At 37.6% G+C, this 21,637-nt stretch carries 18 protein-coding genes, 1 rRNA gene, 1 riboswitch and 1 other annotated feature; of the genes, 11 read left to right on the forward strand and 8 right to left on the reverse strand.

Translation table 11 applies throughout. The features are described 5' to 3' along the window. Positions 1–2: 2 nt before the first annotated feature. The 6 genes from menH (at position 3) to ytkD (ending at position 5,049) form a co-directional block, all read left to right on the forward strand. Positions 3–857 (forward strand): 2-succinyl-6-hydroxy-2,4-cyclohexadiene-1-carboxylate synthase, encoded by an 855-nt coding sequence (gene menH, locus QBK89_RS12905; RefSeq protein ID WP_284141474.1) that lies wholly within the window; start codon positions 3–5, stop codon positions 855–857. Beyond that, complete coding sequence (menB, locus tag QBK89_RS12910) at positions 832–1,650, forward strand: 1,4-dihydroxy-2-naphthoyl-CoA synthase (protein WP_284141475.1); 819 nt, start codon at positions 832–834, stop codon at positions 1,648–1,650. Before menH ends, menB begins: the two co-directional genes overlap by 26 nt. A 273-nt stretch (positions 1,651–1,923) precedes the next feature. Continuing rightward, complete coding sequence (locus QBK89_RS12915) at positions 1,924–3,402, forward strand: o-succinylbenzoate--CoA ligase (RefSeq protein ID WP_284141476.1); 1,479 nt, start codon at positions 1,924–1,926, stop codon at positions 3,400–3,402. A 118-nt stretch (positions 3,403–3,520) separates the two neighbouring features. Then, complete coding sequence (locus tag QBK89_RS12920; RefSeq protein WP_284141477.1) at positions 3,521–3,841, forward strand: hydrolase; 321 nt, start codon at positions 3,521–3,523, stop codon at positions 3,839–3,841. A 140-nt stretch (positions 3,842–3,981) separates the two neighbouring features. Next, positions 3,982–4,533 carry a hypothetical protein gene (locus QBK89_RS12925; protein WP_284141478.1) on the forward strand — a complete coding sequence of 184 codons (552 nt, stop codon included), beginning with the start codon at positions 3,982–3,984 and terminating at the stop codon, positions 4,531–4,533. Between the two features lie 45 nt (positions 4,534–4,578). Then, positions 4,579–5,049 (forward strand): RNA deprotection pyrophosphohydrolase, encoded by a 471-nt coding sequence (ytkD, locus tag QBK89_RS12930; RefSeq protein WP_284141479.1) that lies wholly within the window; start codon positions 4,579–4,581, stop codon positions 5,047–5,049. 412 nt (positions 5,050–5,461) lie between these two features. Here ytkD and QBK89_RS12935 read toward each other — a convergent pair whose 3' ends face one another. From QBK89_RS12935 to pckA, 4 genes are all read right to left on the reverse strand, one after another. Further along, positions 5,462–6,277 carry an ABC transporter permease gene (locus tag QBK89_RS12935; RefSeq protein WP_284141480.1) on the reverse strand — a complete coding sequence of 272 codons (816 nt, stop codon included), beginning with the start codon at positions 6,275–6,277 and terminating at the stop codon, positions 5,462–5,464. A gap of 55 nt (positions 6,278–6,332) precedes the next feature. Then, positions 6,333–7,115 carry an ABC transporter ATP-binding protein gene (locus tag QBK89_RS12940; protein WP_284141481.1) on the reverse strand — a complete coding sequence of 261 codons (783 nt, stop codon included), beginning with the start codon at positions 7,113–7,115 and terminating at the stop codon, positions 6,333–6,335. Positions 7,116–7,128: 13 nt separating this feature from the next. Further along, a complete protein-coding gene (locus QBK89_RS12945; protein WP_284141482.1) occupies positions 7,129–8,127 on the reverse strand; it encodes an ABC transporter substrate-binding protein in 999 nt (332 codons plus the stop codon). Between the two features lie 293 nt (positions 8,128–8,420). Further along, positions 8,421–10,010 (reverse strand): phosphoenolpyruvate carboxykinase (ATP), encoded by a 1,590-nt coding sequence (pckA, locus tag QBK89_RS12950; protein WP_284141483.1) that lies wholly within the window; start codon positions 10,008–10,010, stop codon positions 8,421–8,423. A 210-nt stretch (positions 10,011–10,220) separates the two neighbouring features. After that, positions 10,221–10,327, forward strand: a riboswitch (SAM riboswitch). 115 nt (positions 10,328–10,442) lie between these two features. Here pckA and metK point away from each other — a divergent pair. Further along, the gene (metK, locus tag QBK89_RS12955) at positions 10,443–11,636 is read left to right on the forward strand and encodes a methionine adenosyltransferase (protein WP_284141484.1); all 1,194 of its coding nucleotides are present in this window, start codon (positions 10,443–10,445) and stop codon (positions 11,634–11,636) included. A 214-nt stretch (positions 11,637–11,850) separates the two neighbouring features. Here the strand turns inward: metK and QBK89_RS12960 are convergent, their stop codons facing one another. Further along, positions 11,851–12,387, reverse strand: coding sequence for a gamma carbonic anhydrase (locus tag QBK89_RS12960; RefSeq protein ID WP_284141485.1), 537 nt, complete (start codon positions 12,385–12,387; stop codon positions 11,851–11,853). 118 nt (positions 12,388–12,505) lie between these two features. Here QBK89_RS12960 and QBK89_RS12965 point away from each other — a divergent pair, with 118 nt between their 5' ends. Together QBK89_RS12965 and asnB are read left to right on the forward strand one after the other, a co-directional pair. Further along, a complete protein-coding gene (locus QBK89_RS12965) occupies positions 12,506–13,573 on the forward strand; it encodes a tetraprenyl-beta-curcumene synthase family protein (RefSeq protein ID WP_481937835.1) in 1,068 nt (355 codons plus the stop codon). A 231-nt stretch (positions 13,574–13,804) separates the two neighbouring features. Next, positions 13,805–15,703, forward strand: a complete 1,899-nt coding sequence (gene asnB / locus QBK89_RS12970) for an asparagine synthase (glutamine-hydrolyzing) (protein ID WP_284141486.1) — start codon at positions 13,805–13,807, stop codon at positions 15,701–15,703. A gap of 44 nt (positions 15,704–15,747) precedes the next feature. On the opposite strand, the gene QBK89_RS12975 is transcribed toward asnB, so the two are convergent. Together QBK89_RS12975 and mnmM are read right to left on the reverse strand one after the other, a co-directional pair. After that, positions 15,748–16,605, reverse strand: coding sequence for a C39 family peptidase (locus QBK89_RS12975; RefSeq protein ID WP_284141487.1), 858 nt, complete (start codon positions 16,603–16,605; stop codon positions 15,748–15,750). A 236-nt stretch (positions 16,606–16,841) separates the two neighbouring features. Continuing rightward, complete coding sequence (mnmM, locus tag QBK89_RS12980; RefSeq protein WP_284141488.1) at positions 16,842–17,405, reverse strand: tRNA 5-(aminomethyl)-2-thiouridylate-methyltransferase MnmM; 564 nt, start codon at positions 17,403–17,405, stop codon at positions 16,842–16,844. Positions 17,406–17,533: 128 nt separating this feature from the next. Continuing rightward, positions 17,534–17,746: a binding site (T-box leader), on the forward strand. Between the two features lie 46 nt (positions 17,747–17,792). On the opposite strand from mnmM, the gene leuS reads away from it, so the two are divergent. Continuing rightward, complete coding sequence (gene leuS, locus QBK89_RS12985) at positions 17,793–20,204, forward strand: leucine--tRNA ligase (RefSeq protein WP_284141489.1); 2,412 nt, start codon at positions 17,793–17,795, stop codon at positions 20,202–20,204. A 61-nt stretch (positions 20,205–20,265) separates the two neighbouring features. On the opposite strand, the gene QBK89_RS12990 is transcribed toward leuS, so the two are convergent. Then, complete coding sequence (locus QBK89_RS12990) at positions 20,266–21,039, reverse strand: hypothetical protein (protein WP_284141490.1); 774 nt, start codon at positions 21,037–21,039, stop codon at positions 20,266–20,268. Positions 21,040–21,513: 474 nt separating this feature from the next. Between QBK89_RS12990 and QBK89_RS12995 the strand changes: the two genes are divergently transcribed. Further along, positions 21,514–21,637, forward strand: a 16S ribosomal RNA gene (locus QBK89_RS12995); the annotation flags it as partial.

Genomic DNA, 21,637 nt, shown 5'->3' on the forward strand with positions numbered 1-21,637 from the left:
AGATGCAATTTGCCGTGAACGATACAATTTATTGGTATGATGTAAAAGGGAAAGGGGTTCCCATTGTTTTACTGCATGGTTTTACGGGAAGTAATGGAACATGGGAATCTTTTAAAGCGACGTATGCAGCCCAATATATGGTGATAACGATTGATCTCCCAGGCCATGGGAAAACAATTTCGAATACACCTAAAACAATGGAGGCATGCTGTCATGATCTCAATGAACTATTTTGTCATCTAAAGCTTTCCAAGATTCACCTTGTAGGCTATTCAATGGGAGGCCGAGCTGCATTGTCCTTTGCAATGCTATATTCGGAGATGATCCAAACGCTTACTTTAGAAAGTGCTTCACCTGGTCTGCATACAGAAGAAGAAAGAAGCAAGCGAAAAGCACATGATGATCATCTTGCAGCACGAATACTCAAGGAAGGCTTAGAGAAATTTCTTCGATATTGGGAGCAGATCCCTTTATTTCATAGTCAAAGAAGACTGCCAGAACCGATTCAAGAGAAGCTGCATCAGGAACGTTTTGCTCAAGAAGAACGTGGTTTAGCAAACTCCTTGCGCTTTATGGGGACTGGCTGTCAGCCAAGCTGGTGGGAGGAATTAAAAGGCTTTACAAACGATGTCCTCCTGCTTGTAGGTGAACTTGATGAAAAGTTCATTGGTATTAATCAGGAAATGCATAAGTTGTTTCCAAATAGTAAGTTAACCATTGTTCCTGATGCTGGTCATGCGATTCATCTTGAACAACCTGATATTTTTGGTAAACTAGTAACAGACTTTATTTTGAAAAGTACATTACATAGGAATAATGAGGAGGAAAATGATGACTGTACAATGGGAGAAAGCTAGAGAATATGAAGAAATTATTTATGAAAAATATAATGGCGTTGCAAAAGTAACAATTAACCGTCCAGAAAAGCGCAATGCATTTACACCGTTAACCGTAAATGAAATGATTGATGCGTTTGCTGATGCGCGTGATGATTCATCTATTGGTGTTATTATATTAGCAGGTGCAGGAGATAAGGCATTTTGTTCTGGTGGCGACCAATCTGTTCGCGGTCATGGTGGCTATGTCGGTTCAGATCATATCCCACGATTAAACGTGCTTGATTTACAACGCCTCATTCGTACTATTCCAAAGCCAGTAATTGCAATGGTTTCAGGCTATGCTATTGGTGGTGGTCATGTGCTGCATGTTGTATGTGATTTAACGATTGCTGCAGATAATGCGATTTTCGGGCAAACAGGACCTAAGGTAGGTAGCTTTGATGCAGGGTATGGTGCAGGCTTATTGGCTGAAATGGTCGGTCAAAAAAGAGCACGTGAAATTTGGTTTTTATGCCGTCAATATAATGCAGAAGAAGCATATGAAATGGGGATGGTTAATAAAGTAGTCCCATTGGACAAGCTTGAGGAAGAAACATTGCAATGGTGTTCTGAAATTCTAGAAAAATCACCAACAGCTTTACGATTCTTAAAGGCTTCCTTTAATGCTGCTACAGATGGTTTAGCAGGCTTACAGCAAATGGGTGGCGATGCAACCTTGCTTTATTATACAACCGATGAAGCGAAGGAAGGCCGTGATTCATTTAAGGAAAAAAGAAAGCCTGACTTTGGTCAATTCCCACGGTTCCCGTGATCCATTTTCTGTGTGGAACGGACTAAGTCTATGTAAAATGACATAGTTAATAAGTGGGCTAAGGATTGCTTTAGCTGGTATGAAAATAGTCTGCGTTGATTTTTCGTAATCCAAGAATAGATATATCAAAGGCTGATCTCCTTTATGAAATACCCTCGATCGATAAATTGTCGACTTCGGGAGGTGTGCCATGAAATGGTAAGATCAGCCTTTGTCTTATTTTAACCATAAGATTTCTAATTCCGGAGATTGTGAAGGAAGGGAGTGATCTCGGTGGGTGAAAAAATTCCGCATTGGCTAACAAAACAAGCAGATCTTTCGCCAGACGAAGTTGCAATTGAGACGAAGGATGGGGATTCCTTAACTTTTTCTGAGTTAAAGATCAACAGTCAACGTTTTGCGCAACAGCTAGCTTCAATTGGTGTAGACAAAGGTACGCATGTTGGAATATTATCCTCTAATCACCAAACGATGATGATCGCGTTACATGCAATAAGTTATTTAGGAGCAGTTGCTGTACTGTTGAATACACGATTAACTAGGAGCGAATTACAGTATCAAGTAGACGACGGAGATGTGGCCATTGTGATTGCAGCCGATTCCTATTATGAGAAAGCATTGGAGCTTCAAGTGAAACGTGTGATTTCATATAGTGACATCGGACGTTTGTCGGAAAAGGTTGTTCATCTTCAAGAAGAGCTAGATTTAGATGATGTTTATACAATCATGTATACGTCGGGTACAACTGGTTTTCCGAAGGGAGTCCTACATACATATGGAAACCATTGGTGGAGTGCAATTGGCTCCGCATTAAACCTAGGAGTCGATAAACACGACAAGTGGCTTACCGTTCTTCCAATGTTTCATGTTGGCGGACTATCTATTTTAATTCGCAGTGTGATTTACGGTATTCCGGTATATTTACTAGATAAATTTGATGTGCAAGAAGTACTAGAAGCGATTATACATAAAAAGGTTAGCATTGTTTCTGTAGTTACAGTTATGCTGCAGCAAATAGTAGCTAATATTGGAGAATATCGTTTCCCCGATACTTTTCGCTGTATGCTCCTTGGTGGCGGACCTGCGCCAACGGCATTATTGGAAAAAGCAAAAGCGCATCATATTCCAGTTTTTCAATCTTATGGTATGACTGAAACCTCTTCCCAAATTGTGACACTTGCCCCAAAAGACGCATTAGCGAAAATTGGCTCAGCAGGAAAATCGCTATTTCCGGCACAGCTTAAGGTAGTACCAGAGAAACCTGGACAAATTGGCGATATCTTTGTAAAAGGGCCAATGGTGACGAGCGGTTATTATAAAAAACCTACTGCAACAGAGAAGACGATCAAAAACGGCTGGTTAGCAACAGGAGATTTAGGATACTTAGATAAAGATGGTTATCTTTACATTGCTGATCGACGGAAGGATTTAATTATTTCAGGTGGTGAAAACATTTATCCATCTGAGATTGAAAATATACTTTCTGAGCTAGCTGATATTCAGGAGGTTGGCGTTATTGGACAAGAGAACGAGCAATGGGGAGAAGTTCCTGTTGCATTTATTGTGCGGGAGAAAAAAGAAGTTACAAAGGAAAATATATATGCATTTGCTAATACACGACTTGCCCGCTATAAAGTCCCGAAAGAAATATTTTTCGTAGACGAATTACCTCGCAATGCATCGAATAAGTTGTTACGTTGGAAACTAAAGGAATTGCTAGAAGATCCAACAATTCATAATCACACAAAATAACCAGTGGTTTATTGAACCACTGGTTTTTTCGTATGAAAAATACTTTTTTAGATAATCCTTTTTAAATAGGATACATGCATCCTTGAAATTAAGCCACCTTAATAATAGGAGGTGCTGTATGGAGAAAAAGAAGTACTTTGTAAATGTTGGGAGCTATGAAATTTCACAAACGAAGTATCATAATAATCATGTGTTTGTTATATATGCGACAGATGAAGAAATTAAAGCGCTTCGAGGAAAAATGGATTCGATGGGAGAAGCGAACATGGGCACTTATTTTCGTGCCCATGTACCGATTATGGCTTACCATAACGACAAAGCGAACGATGTTTTTGATGAGGAGATAACGGAGGTTTACCGGATGCTTTATGCACTTGGAGATAAAACAACGAAAGAGCATGTAGAAAGTATGGGAATATTAGGGGATAAGCATATGTAAATCATTGATGGAATAAGATAGTGAATATCTTGTTCCTTTTTTCTTCTTATACAGGAGTCGATTACATTTTTTGAGTTTAAGGCGATTGCTATTAAGGGAATAGTAGAATTAACGAAGGGTAAAAGGGGTGAAAGGTGAAAATGAACAATAAAAAAGGGAAAATGCTTTTCATTGGATTAGGTGGTATGTTATTATTTTTACTTGTTATACAGCAACACGATGCAAATGCGACAGTTCACTCAGAAGCCGATAATACATTGGCTCTTGAACAAGAACAGCAATCAAAATCGAATGGACAAGCCGTTAAAAAATTAAGTGAAGAAGAGCTGTTTCAATTATCGGACCAGTTTATGAATACGCTTGTGCAGGAAAGCGATGACTATTACCGGGTGCTTGATGCACAAACGAAAGAAGACGTTATCCTCAAATTCGCAGGCATTGCAACAGCGGAGGTAGCTTCTATCTATGTCGATTATTATTATCGAGAAGAGAATGGAGAACTTTATATCGTGCCGACAGAATTACCTCCATGGTTTCAAAAAGCTAATAACTATCGTATGGTACAATTAAATAATCATTCCGTTAAAGTCATACAAGAAAATCAGTCCGATTTAGACGGAAATTATCATATTGAAATGGAATTTACGTATGATGAAAAAACTTGGAAAATAAGTAATGTTACGTACAAGTGACGCTAGAATAGACGGATAAATAAACGAAATAGAGGAAGTTGAAACATGCATATTTTTAAGGACTATTATCAGAATGAAGTAAAGCTCTCTTTTGACGATGAGCCTTTTTCAAAGGATCCAAGACACGTATGGAGTATTTGCCAATATCGCAATCAATGGTTGCTAACGAAGCATCAAGAACGGGGGCTTGAGTTTCCTGGTGGAAAGGTAGAGAAGGATGAAACTGCTATTGAAGCTGCGATACGTGAAATAAAAGAAGAGACGGGCGGTGTTGTTAAGGAAATTGCTTATATTGGGCAGTATTTTGTTGCTGGTAAAGCTGGAGATGTTATCAAAAATGTATATTTTGCCCAAATAAGCAATTTAGTAGCACAACCGACGTATTTTGAAACGGCGGGACCAGTATTGCTTGATTCGCTTCCAAATAACATAAAATCTAATAAAGCATATAGCTTTATTATGAAGGATGATGTGCTTTCCAATTGCCTGGATTACATAATGAATAGAGAAGGATGAAGTAGAAAAGGGCTGGGTCAAAAAATATATCATCCAAAATATCTGAACGAAATACAATAATTTAAAATCAATTAAATGAATTTATTGGTAGTTGAAAAGGGGGAGATTCCTTGAAAAAGAAATGTGCTTTTTTTGCGTGCGATGTGTCATTGCCGAGGCATTCCTTGTCCAGCGGGAGCAGCAACAGGGGAACGCAGACAAACCGCTACGTCCTGTACGTTGAAGAACCCACACGGAAAAGCAGGCTTTCTTTTCCGTGTTAGTTGAGGCCGTGCCGCGGCAAAGAAAACACTGCGAAAGTCATTTTGAGCAGATGTCGCGCTTGTGGCTGTGGTGAAAGCGAACCTATTTTCAAACTAAAATTGTTTTGTTCAGATTTTGATACAAATGTCCTTTTTTTGTCTCATTCTCTTTATTGTCCGTCAATGGTATGTTTCATAAGCCAGCCTTCTAGTTTTTCTACGACTTTATACATGATGGCAGCAAAAATCGCAATAAGAATTAAACTAGCCATCACTAAGGTGAAATCAAAAACCTGGAAGCCGTATACGATTAGATAGCCAAGTCCTTTTTGAGAAACGAGAAATTCCCCAACAATCACTCCTACCCAAGAAAGGCCAACATTTACCTTTAACGTAGATATCATCACTGGCATTGTTGCAGGAAAAATAGCCTCCTTAAAGCATTGCCAACGAGTAGCCCCAAAGCTTTTTAATACCTTTTCATAGTTCGGATCCACTTCTTTAAAAGCAGAATATACAACAAGCGTTGTTATAATTACAGAAATTATTGCTCCCATGGCAATTATGGAAATATAACCTGGTCCAAGTGCAACGATTAAAATCGGGCCGAGCGCGACCTTTGGCATTGCATTTAAGATGACAATGTAGGGGTCCATTATTTTTGAGAAGCGAGTAGATGCCCAGAGCACACTTGCAAAGATAATACCAAGTACAGTTCCGATTATAAAGCCAAGAATAGTTTCCAGTAAAGTTGCTTGCATGTGCGTCAATATCGTACCTTCCGAAAACCGGCTAATAAGTAATGTCGTGATACTGGATGGCGAACTGAATAGTAATGGATCAATCCAATAAAATCGACTTGCAACCTCCCATATGCCGAAGAAGCTGATTAAGAGGATTAATTGCCAGATAAGAACGAATCGCTTTTCACGCTTTAGTTTTTCGAGATATGCTTTATATAATTGTTGGTCCAATTTCGTCTGCATTTTTATTCAACCTCCTTTAGCCATGTATCCACTTTGTATTAGGGATAATATAAAACTAACTTTTAGACATCGCTCCTTCATGTTTATTTAATTCCTGCCATACTTTGTCAAAAATAAGCTGATATTTAGGATGTCGTCTAACCATAAATGGCATTTCATTTCGAAGCTCAACAGGAACATCAAACACTTTTGCAATAACTCCAGGATTCGCATCCATGACAAGAATTCGATCACTCATTGCGATTGCTTCTCCAATATCGTGGGTAACGAGTAGTGCTGTTTTATGGTAGGTTTGTAAAAGCTGGAAAACTAAATCCTCTAGCTTTAGTTTTGTTTGGTAGTCGAGGGCAGAGAATGGCTCATCTAAAAGAAGTATTTTAGGATTTGTAATTAACGTTCGAACTAAGGCAACTCGTTGGCGCATACCACCTGACAAGGAAGCGGGGTAAGCATCAGCAATATTAGACAATCCCACTTCATGTAATAAGGAAGTCGCTTTTTCTTTTGTCTCCTTCGTTGCAGTTGCTTGAATATTTGGTCCAATAAGTACATTTTCTATGATGGTTTTCCATGGGAATAAATAATCCTGCTGCAGCATGTATCCGATTTGTGTTTTCGACCTATCCATTGGCTTGTTATGGAGTAGTACTTCTCCTTTTGTTTGCTTCATGATTCCTGCAATTATAGATAAAATGGTTGATTTGCCGCACCCGCTTGGTCCAAGTATAGAAATGAATTCGCCCTCTGCAATGGAGAAAGATATGTTGCTAAGTGCTTTTGTAAATCCCGTCTTCGTAAAATAATGGTGAGAAACATTACTTAAGGTAAGAAAAGACACTATATTGTCCTCCTTATTGTTCGTTAATAATTTTTTTGGCAATATCGGTATCCACCAATTTATCGTATGGTGTATTGGTAGGTAGTTCGTCAGCTTCCTGCATAATATCCTCTAGGTTTTTCCATTCTTCTTTTCCAAGAATTGGATCTGTTGCAAAGGATTGTTGATTTTTGTAGCGATCAATGGATGTGACAAGAATATCCTGCGCTGTATCTTCAAAATAAGGTTGAATGACCTGGGCAATTTCTTCAGCGGAGTGTTCATTGACCCATTGTTGCGCTTTATATACGGCTCTAGTGAATTTTTCAATCGTTTCTGGATCTTTTTTTAAGAAACTTTGTTTTGTCATATAAACCGTATAGGGAACCTTTCCGGATTCTTCTCCAAACGATGCAATTACATGTCCTTTGCCTTCTTTTTCAAATACACTTGCAGTTGGTTCAAATAATTGTACATACTCTGCGTCGCCTGATACAAAAGCGCCTGGGATATTTGCAAACTCGATATTTTGTAACAATTCTAAGTCAACTTGTGGATCAATTTGATGCTTTTTTAGCACGTATTCACCAACCATTTGTGGCATCCCACCCTTTCGTTGACCGAGAAAGATACTATCCTTTACGTTTTCCCATTGGAAATTTGGCTTTGGCGATTTAGCTACAAGAAATGTTCCATCTGTTTGTGTTAGCTGGGCAAAGTTTACTGCGTAGTCTTTTGGATTTTGTGCGTAGACATACATCGAGGTTTCAGAGCCAACTAATGCAATGTCTGCACCATCTGAGAGGAGGGCTGTCATTGTTTTATCTCCACCCCATGTCGTTTTCAGGTCAACGGTTAATCCTTCATCAGCAAAATAATCCTTCTCTAATGCTACATATTGAGGAGCATAAAATAAGGAGCGTGTAACTTCAGCTAATTTTATCACGGTAGTTTCATTATTTTCGTTTCCGCATGCTGCAAGAATAAGTAAAAAGGTGCAGGACACTAACGCAATAAAGCTTGATAGTTTCATGCCTATCCGTCCTTTCGATTCATTTAATATGTGTTTCAAAACAGTTTATGCTATTGGGAAAAATGTGTGAATGCCTAGAAAGTGGCGGACTGCTTTATGAGTGAAGACAAAGAAAAAACCGATCTCATTCTGAAGATCGGTTAGGACTGGATTACCAGTCTGTTAGATAATGTCGTTAAACATTTTAGGCTTCATGCCTCATAGTATATAAAACCCTCTTGGGATGAGGTAACTTTTTTAAGCTGCATTCATGTCAGCTATTTGTACCACACAGCTGGCTCCCATTACGTATGTTACTGTGGCTTGAAAATCGGTCCAGCATTTCTAATTTGATCACTCGCATGGGTGAATTTTTCAAAGTTCTCATGGAACTTGAGCGCTAATTCCTGTGCTGCTTTATCGTAAGCATTTTTATCACTCCAGGTTAGCCTTGGAATGAGCACTTCATCTGGAACACCTGGTACATGCATCGGAATTTCTAAACCAAAAATACCATCTTGAACTGTTTCAACCGTATTTAGTTCTCCTTCTAATGCAGCGTGTACCATAGCGCGTGTGTATGATAGCTTCATTCGACTACCAACTCCATACGACCCTCCGGTCCACCCTGTATTTACTAAAAATACATTTGAGTTGTGCTGATCAATTTTTTCACCGAGCATTTCAGCATAGGTGGATGGTGCAAGTGGTAGGAATGGTGATCCAAAGCAAGCAGAGAATGTTGCTTCTGGATCAGTTACACCACGTTCTGTTCCAGCAAGCTTACTCGTATATCCACTTAAAAAGTGATACATTGCTTGTTCTTTCGTAAGCTTACTAATCGGAGGTAATGTTCCAGATGCATCAGCTGTCAGAAAGATAATTGTATTTGGATGCCCAGCTATACTTGGTGTTATGATATTACTGATGTTTTCTAATGGATATGCTGCACGCGTATTTTCCGTTAAAGAAGTATTATCATAGTCAGCAAAACGTGTTTCCTCGTCAATGAAAACATTCTCCAAAACGGACCCAAAACGGATTGCTTCGAAAATCTGTGGTTCCTTTTCAGCGGAAAGGTTGATACATTTCGCATAGCAACCACCTTCAATATTAAATACTCCATTCGGACTCCATGCATGCTCATCATCGCCAATTAAACGACGATAAGGATCAGCAGATAAAGTTGTTTTTCCAGTTCCTGATAATCCAAAAAATAAGGCAACATCACCTTCTTGACCGACATTTGCCGAGCAGTGCATGGATAAAATATCCCGCTGTGGTAATAAATAATTCATAACAGAAAAAATTGATTTTTTAATTTCACCAGCATATTCTGTTCCACCAATTAAAATAATTCGTTCCTTAAAGGAAACAAGGACAAATGCCTCAGAATTTGTGCCATCTATATTAGGATCTGCTTTAAAGGTTGGTGCAGAAATTACAGTGAATTGTGGATTATGAGTACGCAGTTCCTCTTCTGTTGGACGTATAAATAATTGCTTTGCAAAAAGGTTATGCCAGGCATATTCATTAATTACTTGAATTGGTAAACGATAGTTTATATCAGCACCTGCAAACCCGTTAAAACGAAATATTTCTTCTTTTTGTGAAAGGTAAGCAACTACTTTATCTAAAAGCTTATCAAAGACTTTTTGATCGATTCCTTTATTAACAAGTCCCCAATCAACTTGTTTCTCACTCACATCGTCGCGTACGATAAATTTATCTTTTGGTGATCTTCCAGTATATTTTCCAGTTGTTGCTCGAACTGCACCAGTTTCTGTTAAAATTCCTTCTTTACGACCTAGAATTTTTTCCACAAGCGTTGATACGGATAAGTTATCCTGTAGATTATCGTGTGCAAGCAATTTGTTCACAAAAGAATGTTCCACTATGTTCATAATTTTATTTACCTGCCTTTATCGATTTTGTGTAATATTATTTATCTTTTCTAATCTGCTATTAGTATAACACATTTAATCTATTAGTCCATACTAATAAAAAATAAAAATATTAGAAATAATAAATGCATATCGATTGAGACGTTCATTTAGGCTGAATAAGTTGACATGCTTAGCTAATTCCGTTAAGCTAAATTTCGAGCGGATACTCTCTTATTCAGAGTCGGTGGAGGGACAGACCCTATGAAGCCCGGCAACCAACACGTATGTGTAAAGGTGCTAACCTGATGCAAGGATTTTTCCTTGAACAATAAGAGCGAAAGGCCACACCCCTTTCCTCAATTAAGAAGGAAAGGCTTTTTTTGTTTTTCAGGATAGATATCAAACAAAATTGGAGTACCGTACCATATATTAAAGGGAGGATTTAGCCATATGGCTAAAAATCGTCGTTTATTTACTTCAGAATCGGTAACAGAAGGGCATCCAGACAAGATTTGTGATCAAATTTCCGATGCGATTTTAGATGAAATTGTAAGAAAGGATCCACATGCCCGTGTTGCTTGTGAAACAACTGTAACTACTGGTCTAGTGCTAGTTGCGGGAGAGATAACTACAAATACATATGTAGATATTCCTGCAATCGTTAGACGAACTATTAAAGAGATTGGCTATACGCGTGCTAAATTTGGTTTTGATGCAGAGACCTGTGCTGTATTGACAGCAATTGATGAACAATCTCCAGATATTGCTGGCGGAGTAAATATCGCGTTGGAAGCACGTCAAGGAAAAATGACGGAAGAAGACATTGACGCGATAGGTGCCGGTGATCAAGGGCTCATGTTTGGATTTGCATGTGATGAAACAGAGGAATTAATGCCTTTACCAATTGCGCTTGCACATAAACTGGCGAAACGTTTAGCGGATGTAAGGAAAGAAGAAATTGTCGATTATCTGCGACCTGATGGAAAAACACAGGTTACGATTGAGTATGATGAACATGATCAACCTGTTCGTGTAGATACCATTGTTATCTCCACACAGCATCACCAGGATGTATCATTAGAGAAAATTGAACATGATATAATTGAACAGGTTATTCGTCCAGTAGTGCCTGAAGAATTGTTAGATGCAGATACGAAATATTTTATTAATCCAACTGGTCGTTTCGTTATTGGAGGACCACAAGGTGATGCAGGTTTAACAGGTAGAAAGATTATCGTTGATACGTATGGTGGCTATGCACGTCATGGTGGTGGTGCATTTAGTGGAAAAGATGCAACAAAGGTCGATCGTTCTGCAGCATATGCTGCTCGTTATGTAGCAAAAAACATTGTTGCAGCAGGATTAGCTAAGTCCTGTGAGGTTCAGCTTGCTTATGCAATCGGTGTTGCAGAACCAGTATCGATTGCAATTAATACGTTTGATGCTGGGCTTGTAGACGAAGAAAAGCTGGTTAATGCGGTTCGTAATGTGTTCGACTTACGTCCAGCTGGCATTATCCGGATGCTTGATTTACAAAAGCCTATTTTTCAACAAACAGCAGCTTATGGGCATTTTGGTAGGACGGATGTTTTGTTCCCATGGGAGAAAACAGATAAAGTTGAAGCATTAAAAGCATTGGTTTAATCTCAATGGCTAGAGCAATCCTATTATATAGGAAAAGTCAGATTGTTCATCTTTCGATGGACTGTCTGACTTTTTTATTGAGATAAGATCATGCTGTTTTGGCTTGCTCTTTTGTTGACTTTCATTACTGGTGACTACTTTTATCACGTGCATAAGAGTGATAACTGTTCTAGCTTCTCTTTGTGTGCTTTCATACAGACTTCCGTAGAAGTTTCTAATCTTCAACTTGCTGTGCTAAATCAGTGTGATATAGATAGTAATTGCCTTTTTCAACGTAAGATTGCTTGACTCGCTCCATCTCTTTATAATCATCTTCTGTTAACGGACGAATAACCTTCGCAGGTCTTCCAAAGGCCATCGTATGCGGTGGGATTTTTTTACCTGGTGGGACAAGACTTCCAGCTCCGATAAAGGCATTTTCTCCAATCTCTGCTCCATCTAATATAATTGAACCCATCCCAATTAACGCGTTTTTACGAATAATTGCGGAATGAAGTGTTACTTGATGTCCAATTGTAACATCATCTTCAACGATAACAGGGAGGTTTGGACTTTGGTGTACCATGGATAGATCTTGAATGCTTACTCTTTTTCCAATCTGAGTAGGGGATACATCGCCTCGAATTACCGTATTAAACCATATACTTGTTTCCTCGTCTATGGTTACATCACCAATTATTGTTGCATTATGAGCAACGAACACGGATTGATGAATCCTTGGTTGTTTATTTTTGTATGGATGAATCATCATCTATTCCTCCTTCTTATCTAAAAGCTGATTAGGATTTTTTGATTTGGTAACGGTAATAATAACTATGGTATTATGTAGTATAGCAAAAATGATGGGTGAATGAACGGAGGAAGCTACATTGGTAGTAAAAACACCGACAAAGGCTTTAAAAATGATGAATCAAGTTTATAGAACGCTTTTCCCAGTCGTAAATCATGAACTAGCAATTTGGCGTAAGCGCGCACAACAAATCCCAAATAAAGAACTTCGTTTGCAAGCATTAGCAAGCTTGAATACGAAACGATTTCATTGTCAGGGGGGAGCAGTGTACGCATTATTAGCAGGTGAAAATTGGCGGCAAGCAATCCAGTTTATTGTAGCATACCAAACAATAAGTGATTACCTTGATAATTTATGTGATCGAAGTACTTCATTAGATCCACGCGATTTTCGTTTGTTACATGAAGCGTCAAAAGACGCATTAATGCCGGAGAATTCAGTGCGAAATTATTATGCATATAGAAAAGATCAAGATGATGGCGGATATCTAGCCTCCCTTGTACAAACTTGTCAACAAGTATTAGAAAATAAAGCACATTATTTATTCTGTCGAGATGAGCTTATCCAGCTGCAAGCATTATATGCTGATCTTCAAGTTTATAAGCATGTAAATATAGAAGAGCGGATACCGCTTCTCGTTATGTGGTATAAAAAACAACAAAATAAAATTAATGACTCATTAAGCTGGTATGAGTTTGCAGCTGCAACTGGTTCTACGCTGGGTATATTTTGTCTTGTAGCTTATTCATTAGGAATGCAACTAACACCGACATTAGCTAATCAAATTTATAGGAGCTATTTTCCTTTTGTGCAAGGCTTGCATATCTTGCTTGATTATTACATTGATCAACATGAGGATGAAGAAGAGGCTGATTTGAATTTTTGTAGCTTTTATGATGATATAGATCATTTGCATGAGAGACTAGTCTATTTTGTTGGACAGGCTAAAAAACATATCCAACAGCTACCAGATAACACCTTTCACTCGATGATAATCGATGGTTTAGTTGGTCTTTATTTAAGTGACCCCAAGGTGGAAGCTATTGAAGGGTCACCTAAAATGCGCAAATTATTAATTAAGAAAGCAGGACGAAGGGCGAGATTTTTCCATTGGAATACAAAAGCATACTATAAATGGATTGGATAAATATTCGACTAAGTCAGATGTTTGTAATAAACCTAATTGTAACTTTGAAAAGATGGTGGAATGCCTACTCGCAAATAAAGAGGTGTTTAATGGTTTCAATTAGGATATAAAGTAATAAAATTAAAAAGTTATTTTGAAGTTTTGTACAAGCTTCTAGTATGGTATGATAATATAGAGTTTTTAGCAGTATAAAACTTATGATACTTTATTTATGAGAGAAGGTAGACAACGATGTGTGGTTTCATTGGTATGATATTTAATAACCCAATCGAAAGAACAGAATCAGAAATGGAACTATTTAAAAAGCAAAATAATTTAATCACTCATAGAGGACCAGATGATGAGGGATATTACTTTGATCCATATATTTCGTTCGGATTTCGTCGGTTGAGTATTATTGATATAGAAAGTGGCTCACAACCTTTAAGCTATAATGATGGACAGATTCAGCTCGTTTTTAATGGTGAAATTTATAATTATCTAGAACTTAGAGAAGAATTGATGGAAGAAGGCTATGCATTTCAAACTGATTCAGATACAGAAGTTATTGCAGCGCTTTTTGCTAAACATAAAGAAGAGGCTTTTCAATATTTAAGAGGTATGTTCTCAATACTTATTTGGGACAAAGAGACAGAGCAATTATATGGAGCACGTGATTCATTTGGTATTAAACCATTGTTCTATTATGAAAATTCTTTTGGAACAGCTTTTGCATCTGAGAAGAAAAGCATTACCTTAATGATGGAGAATGAAGAAGTAGATAAAGATGCATTACATCATTATTTAAGCTTTCAATATGTACCAGAACCAATGACCATGACTACTGGTATCAAAAAAGTAGAACCAGGGCATTATTTTATAAAAAAACCTGGACAACCTATTCAATTCACACGTTATTGGCACGCTACTTTCCAACCGGTGATACGTGAAAAACAAGATTGGATTAAAAAAATACAAGATGTGATGTATGATTCAGTTAATGTGCATATGCGCAGTGATGTTCCAGTAGGTTCCTTTTTATCTGGAGGTATTGATTCTACATTAATCGTTTCGATTGCTAAACAATTTAATCCGTCTATTAAAACTTTTTCGGTTGGCTTTGAGCAGGATGGATTTTCTGAAATAGATGTGGCCAAACAGACAGCGGAGAAACTCGGGGTAGAAAATATTTCCTACTTAATTTCGCCTGAAGAATATATTGAAAATTTACCAAAAATTATGTGGCATATGGATGATCCATTAGCAGATCCATCTTGTGTACCGCTTTATTTTGTTTCTCGAGAAGCAAGAAAGCATGTGACTGTAGTGTTATCTGGAGAAGGCTCTGATGAATTATTTGGGGGCTATAATATTTATCGTGAGTCAGAATCCTTAAAGGTGTTCGAAAAAGTCCCTTCATCAGTGAAAGGCATGTTAGCTAAAGTAGCGGCAGTTATACCTGAAGGAGTAAAAGGGAAAAGCTTTTTAGAACGTGGTACAACACCGTTAAGCGAGCGCTATATTGGTAATGCAAAGATGTTTGAAGAGGCGGAAAAGCAGAAGCTACTCAAATCCTATAATCACCAATTATCGTATCAGCAAATTACACGCCCATTATTTGAACATGTGCAAGACTATCCGTATGTTAATCAAATGCAATATGTTGATATTCATACGTGGATGCGTGGCGATATCTTACTAAAGGCGGACCGAGTTACAATGGCAAATTCGTTGGAATTAAGAGTGCCTTTCTTGGATAAAGAAGTATTTCGAATCGCAAGCGAAATTCCAGTTGATATGAAAATTGCCAACGGTACAACAAAGCATATTTTACGCGAAGCATCCCGTGGTATAATACCAGACCATGTACTCGATCGTAAAAAGCTCGGTTTCCCTGTGCCAATTCGTCATTGGCTTAAAAATGAATTGAATGGTTGGGCAAAACAATTAATTCATGAAAGTGAAACCGATTATGTATTGGATAAGAGCTATGTATTAAACCTGTTAGAATCCCACTGTCAAGGAAAGGGAGATTACAGCAGAAAAATCTGGACCGTTCTCATGTTTATGCTATGGCACCAGAATTTTGTCGAAAAGAAGTTTGATGTGTCAAAGGTAACTGAAAAGGAATCAGATTTAATATATAGTTAAGCAGTTGAATTATATAGTAAGCACAAAAAAACAGGCGACCACAGTTAATCGGTAATTGTGATCGCCTGTTTTCCCATTTGAACCCAAGCTGCTTTAAATTCTTCTATTGGAGCTTTGTCAACATAATTTAATGGATCATTAAAATAAATGTATTTTTCATCATAGCCAGTAATTAGGACGGAATGTTGCTTCATTGTAATATTAATTTTTCCATCCTTCGTATTCCAAGTAGTAAACTGGCTTTTAGGAAGTTTATCGTAGGTTGCATTAATAATTACCCATACAGGTCGTTGGTAATTTAATTGATCAATTACTTCGTTAAAATCCTTCCCGGTAAAGTCTAGTACACGGTTTCCTACATATTGTTTAGCTAAATCGGCAATCGGTTTATGATAAACACCCATCCCTGGTTTGCTAAATGAATACATATCTCCTACAAACCCATTATAAGGATTACCGAAATAAATTTCTCCATTCTTGGTCGTATATGGTGTCGGATCTTTCGTTACTTTTTCAGCTAATTCGAGTTTGTCTACCTGAATGTTATGATGCTTTAATAGCATAGATAAGCTTGTAACTTCGCAACCTCTAGGTAATTCAGGAAGCTGTTGATCCTTTGGAGCGTCTATTTTTATCCCATTTTGAATCGTATGTTTTGATATTTTCATTTCTTCTGGAGTATATTGATTATTTTTAGTAACGGCAATCGATTCTTCAATAATCTGTTTGATGGCAGCTTTATGTTCAACGAGAAAAAGGGACGGAATAGCAAGTGCAGTCAATAAAAATATCGATCCGTATATTACAAAAGAATTTCTAACCCATGCTACTTTTGGTTTGGAACTGATATAAAAGAATAGAATGGCGAGTATAATACAAATACTAAGTAAAATAAAATTCATTATTTCCCTTCTCCTTAATTACTGTGATGCTAACCAATTGTTATTATCAACCCTAGCAACACATACACATAGTAAATCAGTGGCTAAGATTGCAATCGTGTTATAAGTTTTGAGGTGTCTATATTATATATCGGCTATTTCTCATAAAAATTCAATCCTTTATTAGGATATGTTACATTTTTTTGTTTTGTACTTCTTTTCTATATTTATTACATCGTATGTATTTCATCCTATAATTAAGGTCTTTTTTCAATTGCAATAATAAAAGGTGGATTATTGCTTTGATTAATATATCCATATTGCAAAACATGGAACGACTTTTGACTTAATTGTGTTACATATTTTAATAATGCATCCTTTTCTTCTTTTCCGCCTACGTGCCCATGGTAGACGACTAAAACAATTAAACCATTTATTTTCAGATGCTGTAAGATGGCATTAACAGCGGAAATGGTTGAGGTAGCGTTCGTTATAATCGTTTTATCACTTTTAGGTAAATATCCGAGGTTAAAGATAGCACCGCCTATTACGTCATGTGAAGATAGATGTAAACCAATATTCTCATGGCTATCATGAATAAGCATTACATTGTTTTTTCTGTTTTCTTCTATTAATTTTCTAGTTGCTTGTATTGCTTGTTCCTGAATATCAAACGCTAACACCTTTCCATTTTCTCCTACGGTATTACTTAAAAAGAGTGTATCATTACCATTGCCACAAGTAGCATCGACTACGAGCTCTTCTTTTTTTACGCTTTCTTTGATTAATTGATGCGAAAAATCTAATATTGTCTTTAGCATTTGTAGGCTCCTTACATATTAATGAGATAAGTGTAGCATAATTTAATGTATTACACGCTTTCTTTCCCTTCTTCCACTGATTCAACCTTGACAAAACAGTATGCTTTCATTACAATTCAATATAATAATTAAAAACGAAGCGAAGGAATAGTAGTAAATGGATATAGGTTAAGAGAGGCAGTGGCTGGTGAAAACTGTCCCATATCGTTTATGAACTCGCCTTCAAGTTGCTATAGTGAACTAGAGTAGCTTTAGCCGTTTGTCCGCGTTAAGGATATACAAGCGAACGCTTTTGCGTTAATTTGGGTGGTACCGCGGGAATTACAGCTCTCGTCCCTTCTATGGGATGAGGGCTTTTTATATTTTAACTAATAGGAGGATGCAGTAATGAGCTTTGATCATAAGCAAATTGAAAAAAAGTGGCAACAATACTGGGATGAAAATAAAACGTTTAAAACAGATACGTATTCAACGAAGGATAAGTTTTATGCGCTTGATATGTTTCCGTACCCTTCTGGTGCAGGATTACACGTGGGACATCCGGTAAGCTATACAGCTACGGATATTCTTTCTCGTATGAAGCGAATGCAAGGCTATGAAGTGCTACACCCGATGGGATGGGATTCCTTTGGTTTACCAGCAGAGCAATATGCGATTGATACCGGTAATAGCCCTGCAGAATTTACGCTCAGTAACATCGCAACCTTTAAACGACAATTAAAGGAAATTGGATTTTCGTATGACTGGGATCGCGAATTAAGTACAATGGATCCACAGTATTATAAGTGGACACAATGGATCTTCACGAAGCTTTATGAAAAAGGGCTTGCCTATATTGACGAAGTTCCTGTTAATTGGTGCCCAGCACTTGGTACAGTACTTGCAAACGAAGAAGTAATTGATGGAAAAAGTGAACGGGGCGGTCACCCTGTAATTCGTAAGCCGATGAAGCAGTGGATTCTTAAAATTACAGAATATGCAGATCGGTTATTAGAGGATCTTGATGAGCTTGACTGGCCAGAAAATTTAAAGGATATGCAAAGGAATTGGATTGGTCGTTCAGAAGGAGCAGATGTAACATTTCAGGTTGATGGAATAAATGAAGCATTTACTGTTTTCACAACCAGACCTGACACATTATTCGGAGCAACCTATGCAGTTTTAGCTCCTGAGCATCCGTTAGTGAAAAAAATCGTGTCAAACGAACAACAAGAAGCGGTTGAGCAGTATATACAAGACATTCAATCGAAATCTGATTTAGAACGAACAGAGCTTTCCAAGGAAAAAACCGGGGTGTTCACTGGTGCGTATGCAATTAATCCGGCTAGCTTAGAAAAGATGCCGATTTGGGTTGCGGATTATGTCCTTATGTCATACGGATCAGGGGCAATTATGGCTGTGCCAGCACATGATGAACGAGATTACGAGTTTGCAGTGAAATTTGAGCTGCCAATTGTTGAAGTTGTAGCTGGTGGTGATGTTCTGAAGGAAGCGTATACTGGTGATGGTGAACATGTTAATTCAGACTTTTTAAATGGTCTACCTCAGACAGAAGCTATTACTAAAATGATTGATTGGCTTGAAGATAAAGGCATAGGAACGAAAAAGGTTAGCTACCGTCTACGTGATTGGTTGTTTTCTAGGCAGCGCTATTGGGGTGAGCCGATTCCAGTTATTCATTGGGAGGATGGCTCCATGACCACGGTTCCAGAAGAACAGTTACCATTAGAACTGCCTGTGATGACAGAAATCAAGCCATCTGGTACGGGAGAATCGCCACTTGCAAATAGCGATTGGGTAAATGTTGTCGATCCTAAGACTGGAATGAAGGGTCGAAGAGAAACAAACACGATGCCACAATGGGCAGGAAGCTGCTGGTACTTTTTGCGTTTTATTGATCCAGATAACAAGGAACAATTAGCTGATCCAGAAGCTTTAAAAGAATGGTTGCCAATTGATATATATATTGGCGGAGCAGAGCATGCGGTTCTTCACCTTCTATATGCACGCTTTTGGCATAAGTTTTTATATGATATCGGTGTTGTTCCTACGAAGGAACCATTCATGAAATTGTTTAATCAAGGGATGATTTTAGGAGAAGGCAACGAAAAAATGAGTAAATCAAAGGGCAACGTTGTTAATCCAGATGATATCATTGAATCACATGGCGCAGATACACTACGCTTATATGAAATGTTTATGGGACCACTTGACGCATCAGTTGCTTGGTCAACAAACGGCTTAGATGGAGCAAGACGATTTTTAGATCGTATTTGGCGTCTTTTCGCTAATGAAGATGGATCTCTTTCTGAAAAAATAGTTGATGCGCAAGATAGCACGATGGAAAAGGTTTATCACGAAACAGTAAAAAAGGTAACGGAAGATTATCAAAATCTACACTTCAATACAGGTATATCGCAGTTAATGGTCTTCATTAATGAAGGTTATAAGTCGAGTAAGCTACCAAAGTATTTTGTTGAAGGATTTGTAAAGCTATTGTCGCCAATAGCACCACATATTGCGGAGGAGCTATGGAGCCGTTTAGGTCATACTAGTTCGATAACCTATGAACAATGGCCAACATATGATTCTTCAAAGTTAGTTGAGGATGAAGTAGAAGTAGTCATTCAGGTTATGGGAAAGGTACGCTCGAAGATGCACGTTGCGAAAGATATTTCAAAGGAAGCATTAGAGAAGAAAGCGCTCGAAGATGAAACAATTCAAGAGTGGTTAGATGGCAAGACAATTCGTAAAGTGATTGTTGTGCCTGGAAAACTTGTTAATATTGTAGCGAATTAATTGAGAACGAGCCTCTAGTTTGGGGGCTCGTTTTTATATTGTATCGTAATAGTGATGTAAACTATTTGGAGGGAAGCCACTCTGTTTTGAGGTTTATCCATTTATTATTGTCATAGTACCAAATTGTTTCGATGGTACCTAATTGATCTGCATGGTAAGCACCACTTACTTGTTGATAGCTTTTTAGTCCATATCCTTTTTCTTTATTAATGAAAATCGGCTCGTAAAAGGCAATTGGATCAAACATTAAATTTTGTTTTTTTAATAGCTTTCCTTTCTTATTATATAGGCCAAGGCGAATGTATTCATCCGCGCGATTTTTAGCGTTAATTAAGAATGGCTCTTTTTGAGGAAATAAAGATAACTTCAATGAAAAATTATCTTGAAATTCGCCTGATACATATGCGAGCTTTGGTAAAGGGATTTCGGTTAAAGTATTTGCGGCCAATGTATGCAGCTTTGATTGGTATATACCACCACTTCCACCGGTGGCACTTTGAAAAAAAATATCCGCAATTCGATCATGATTAAGATCTATAAACGTTAAGGTTGGGTCATAGCCACCATCGTAAGTAATTGTCCAATGATTATTGTCTTTAGTCTGAATAGTTGTGTTTATAGTTTGATAATATTTACTTTCAGGAGAAAATAAACTTCCTTTTAATTGAATTCTTTCTTTTAATCCGTTTCCTGTCACATCTTCCTGATACGTTTGTAAAATCTGCATGTTGTTCTTTTCTCTTTTTTGTGCGTTAGAAATTGCTGCAGAATGAATAAAAACCCATGAAAGTATAAGGATAGAAAAGAAAATGACGATTGTTAATCTTCTATGCATAAACTACCTCCCCCTTCTTATAAAATGTATTCTGTACTAATTTTGAAATACTATTCGGTGAAAGAAGGAACAAAGGGAGTTTTGATGGAATAAATTGCTAAGTATACGTTGTTGACTTTTATCTAATAGGGGAGTAATATAAATTTTGTTGCAAAAATGTAGCCGATAAAAAAACTACTTTAAACCATCTTTTGGAAATGTGTCTTATATTGACAAAGACATTATGAAAATGCTATAATTTTCTTTATTAAGACAATAATCTTTGTAAATATTTTTTAAAAAGATGTTGACTTACTCAAGATGAAGTAGTAACATATAAGAGTTGCTAAAAAACAACTTTTTGCTCTTTGAAAACTGAACAAAACGACCAGTATGTCAAGAAAAACGGACCTCGTTTTTCAAAATGAAATCAGAAGCAAAGACTTCTGAACAAGCTAAGAAATTGAGATTGATTGGTGTCAATCTTACAAACTTTTTTTGGAGAGTTTGATCTTGGCTCAGGACGAACGCTGGCGGCGTGCCTAATACATGCAAGTCGAGCGCGGGAAGCAAGCAGATCCCTTCGGGGTGACGCTTGTGGAACGAGCGGCGGACGGGT

The organism is Virgibacillus sp. LDC-1 (genome assembly GCF_030137545.1).
In the GTDB taxonomy this organism is placed as follows: domain Bacteria; phylum Bacillota; class Bacilli; order Bacillales; family Amphibacillaceae; genus LDC-1.

Coding starts and splice junctions, on each gene's coding strand:
- QBK89_RS12975 (WP_284141487.1), bottom strand. CDS start 16,605: ATGAATTTTATTTTACTTAGTATTTGTATTATACTCGCCATTCTATTC.
- menB (WP_284141475.1), top strand. CDS start 832: ATGACTGTACAATGGGAGAAAGCTAGAGAATATGAAGAAATTATTTAT.
- QBK89_RS12925 (WP_284141478.1), top strand. CDS start 3,982: ATGAACAATAAAAAAGGGAAAATGCTTTTCATTGGATTAGGTGGTATG.
- QBK89_RS12990 (WP_284141490.1), bottom strand. CDS start 21,039: ATGCATAGAAGATTAACAATCGTCATTTTCTTTTCTATCCTTATACTT.
- leuS (WP_284141489.1), top strand. CDS start 17,793: ATGAGCTTTGATCATAAGCAAATTGAAAAAAAGTGGCAACAATACTGG.
- asnB (WP_284141486.1), top strand. CDS start 13,805: ATGTGTGGTTTCATTGGTATGATATTTAATAACCCAATCGAAAGAACA.
- QBK89_RS12945 (WP_284141482.1), bottom strand. CDS start 8,127: ATGAAACTATCAAGCTTTATTGCGTTAGTGTCCTGCACCTTTTTACTT.
- QBK89_RS12920 (WP_284141477.1), top strand. CDS start 3,521: ATGGAGAAAAAGAAGTACTTTGTAAATGTTGGGAGCTATGAAATTTCA.
- metK (WP_284141484.1), top strand. CDS start 10,443: ATGGCTAAAAATCGTCGTTTATTTACTTCAGAATCGGTAACAGAAGGG.
- pckA (WP_284141483.1), bottom strand. CDS start 10,010: ATGAACATAGTGGAACATTCTTTTGTGAACAAATTGCTTGCACACGAT.
- mnmM (WP_284141488.1), bottom strand. CDS start 17,405: ATGCTAAAGACAATATTAGATTTTTCGCATCAATTAATCAAAGAAAGC.
- QBK89_RS12960 (WP_284141485.1), bottom strand. CDS start 12,387: ATGATGATTCATCCATACAAAAATAAACAACCAAGGATTCATCAATCC.
- menH (WP_284141474.1), top strand. CDS start 3: ATGCAATTTGCCGTGAACGATACAATTTATTGGTATGATGTAAAAGGG.
- ytkD (WP_284141479.1), top strand. CDS start 4,579: ATGCATATTTTTAAGGACTATTATCAGAATGAAGTAAAGCTCTCTTTT.
- QBK89_RS12935 (WP_284141480.1), bottom strand. CDS start 6,277: ATGCAGACGAAATTGGACCAACAATTATATAAAGCATATCTCGAAAAA.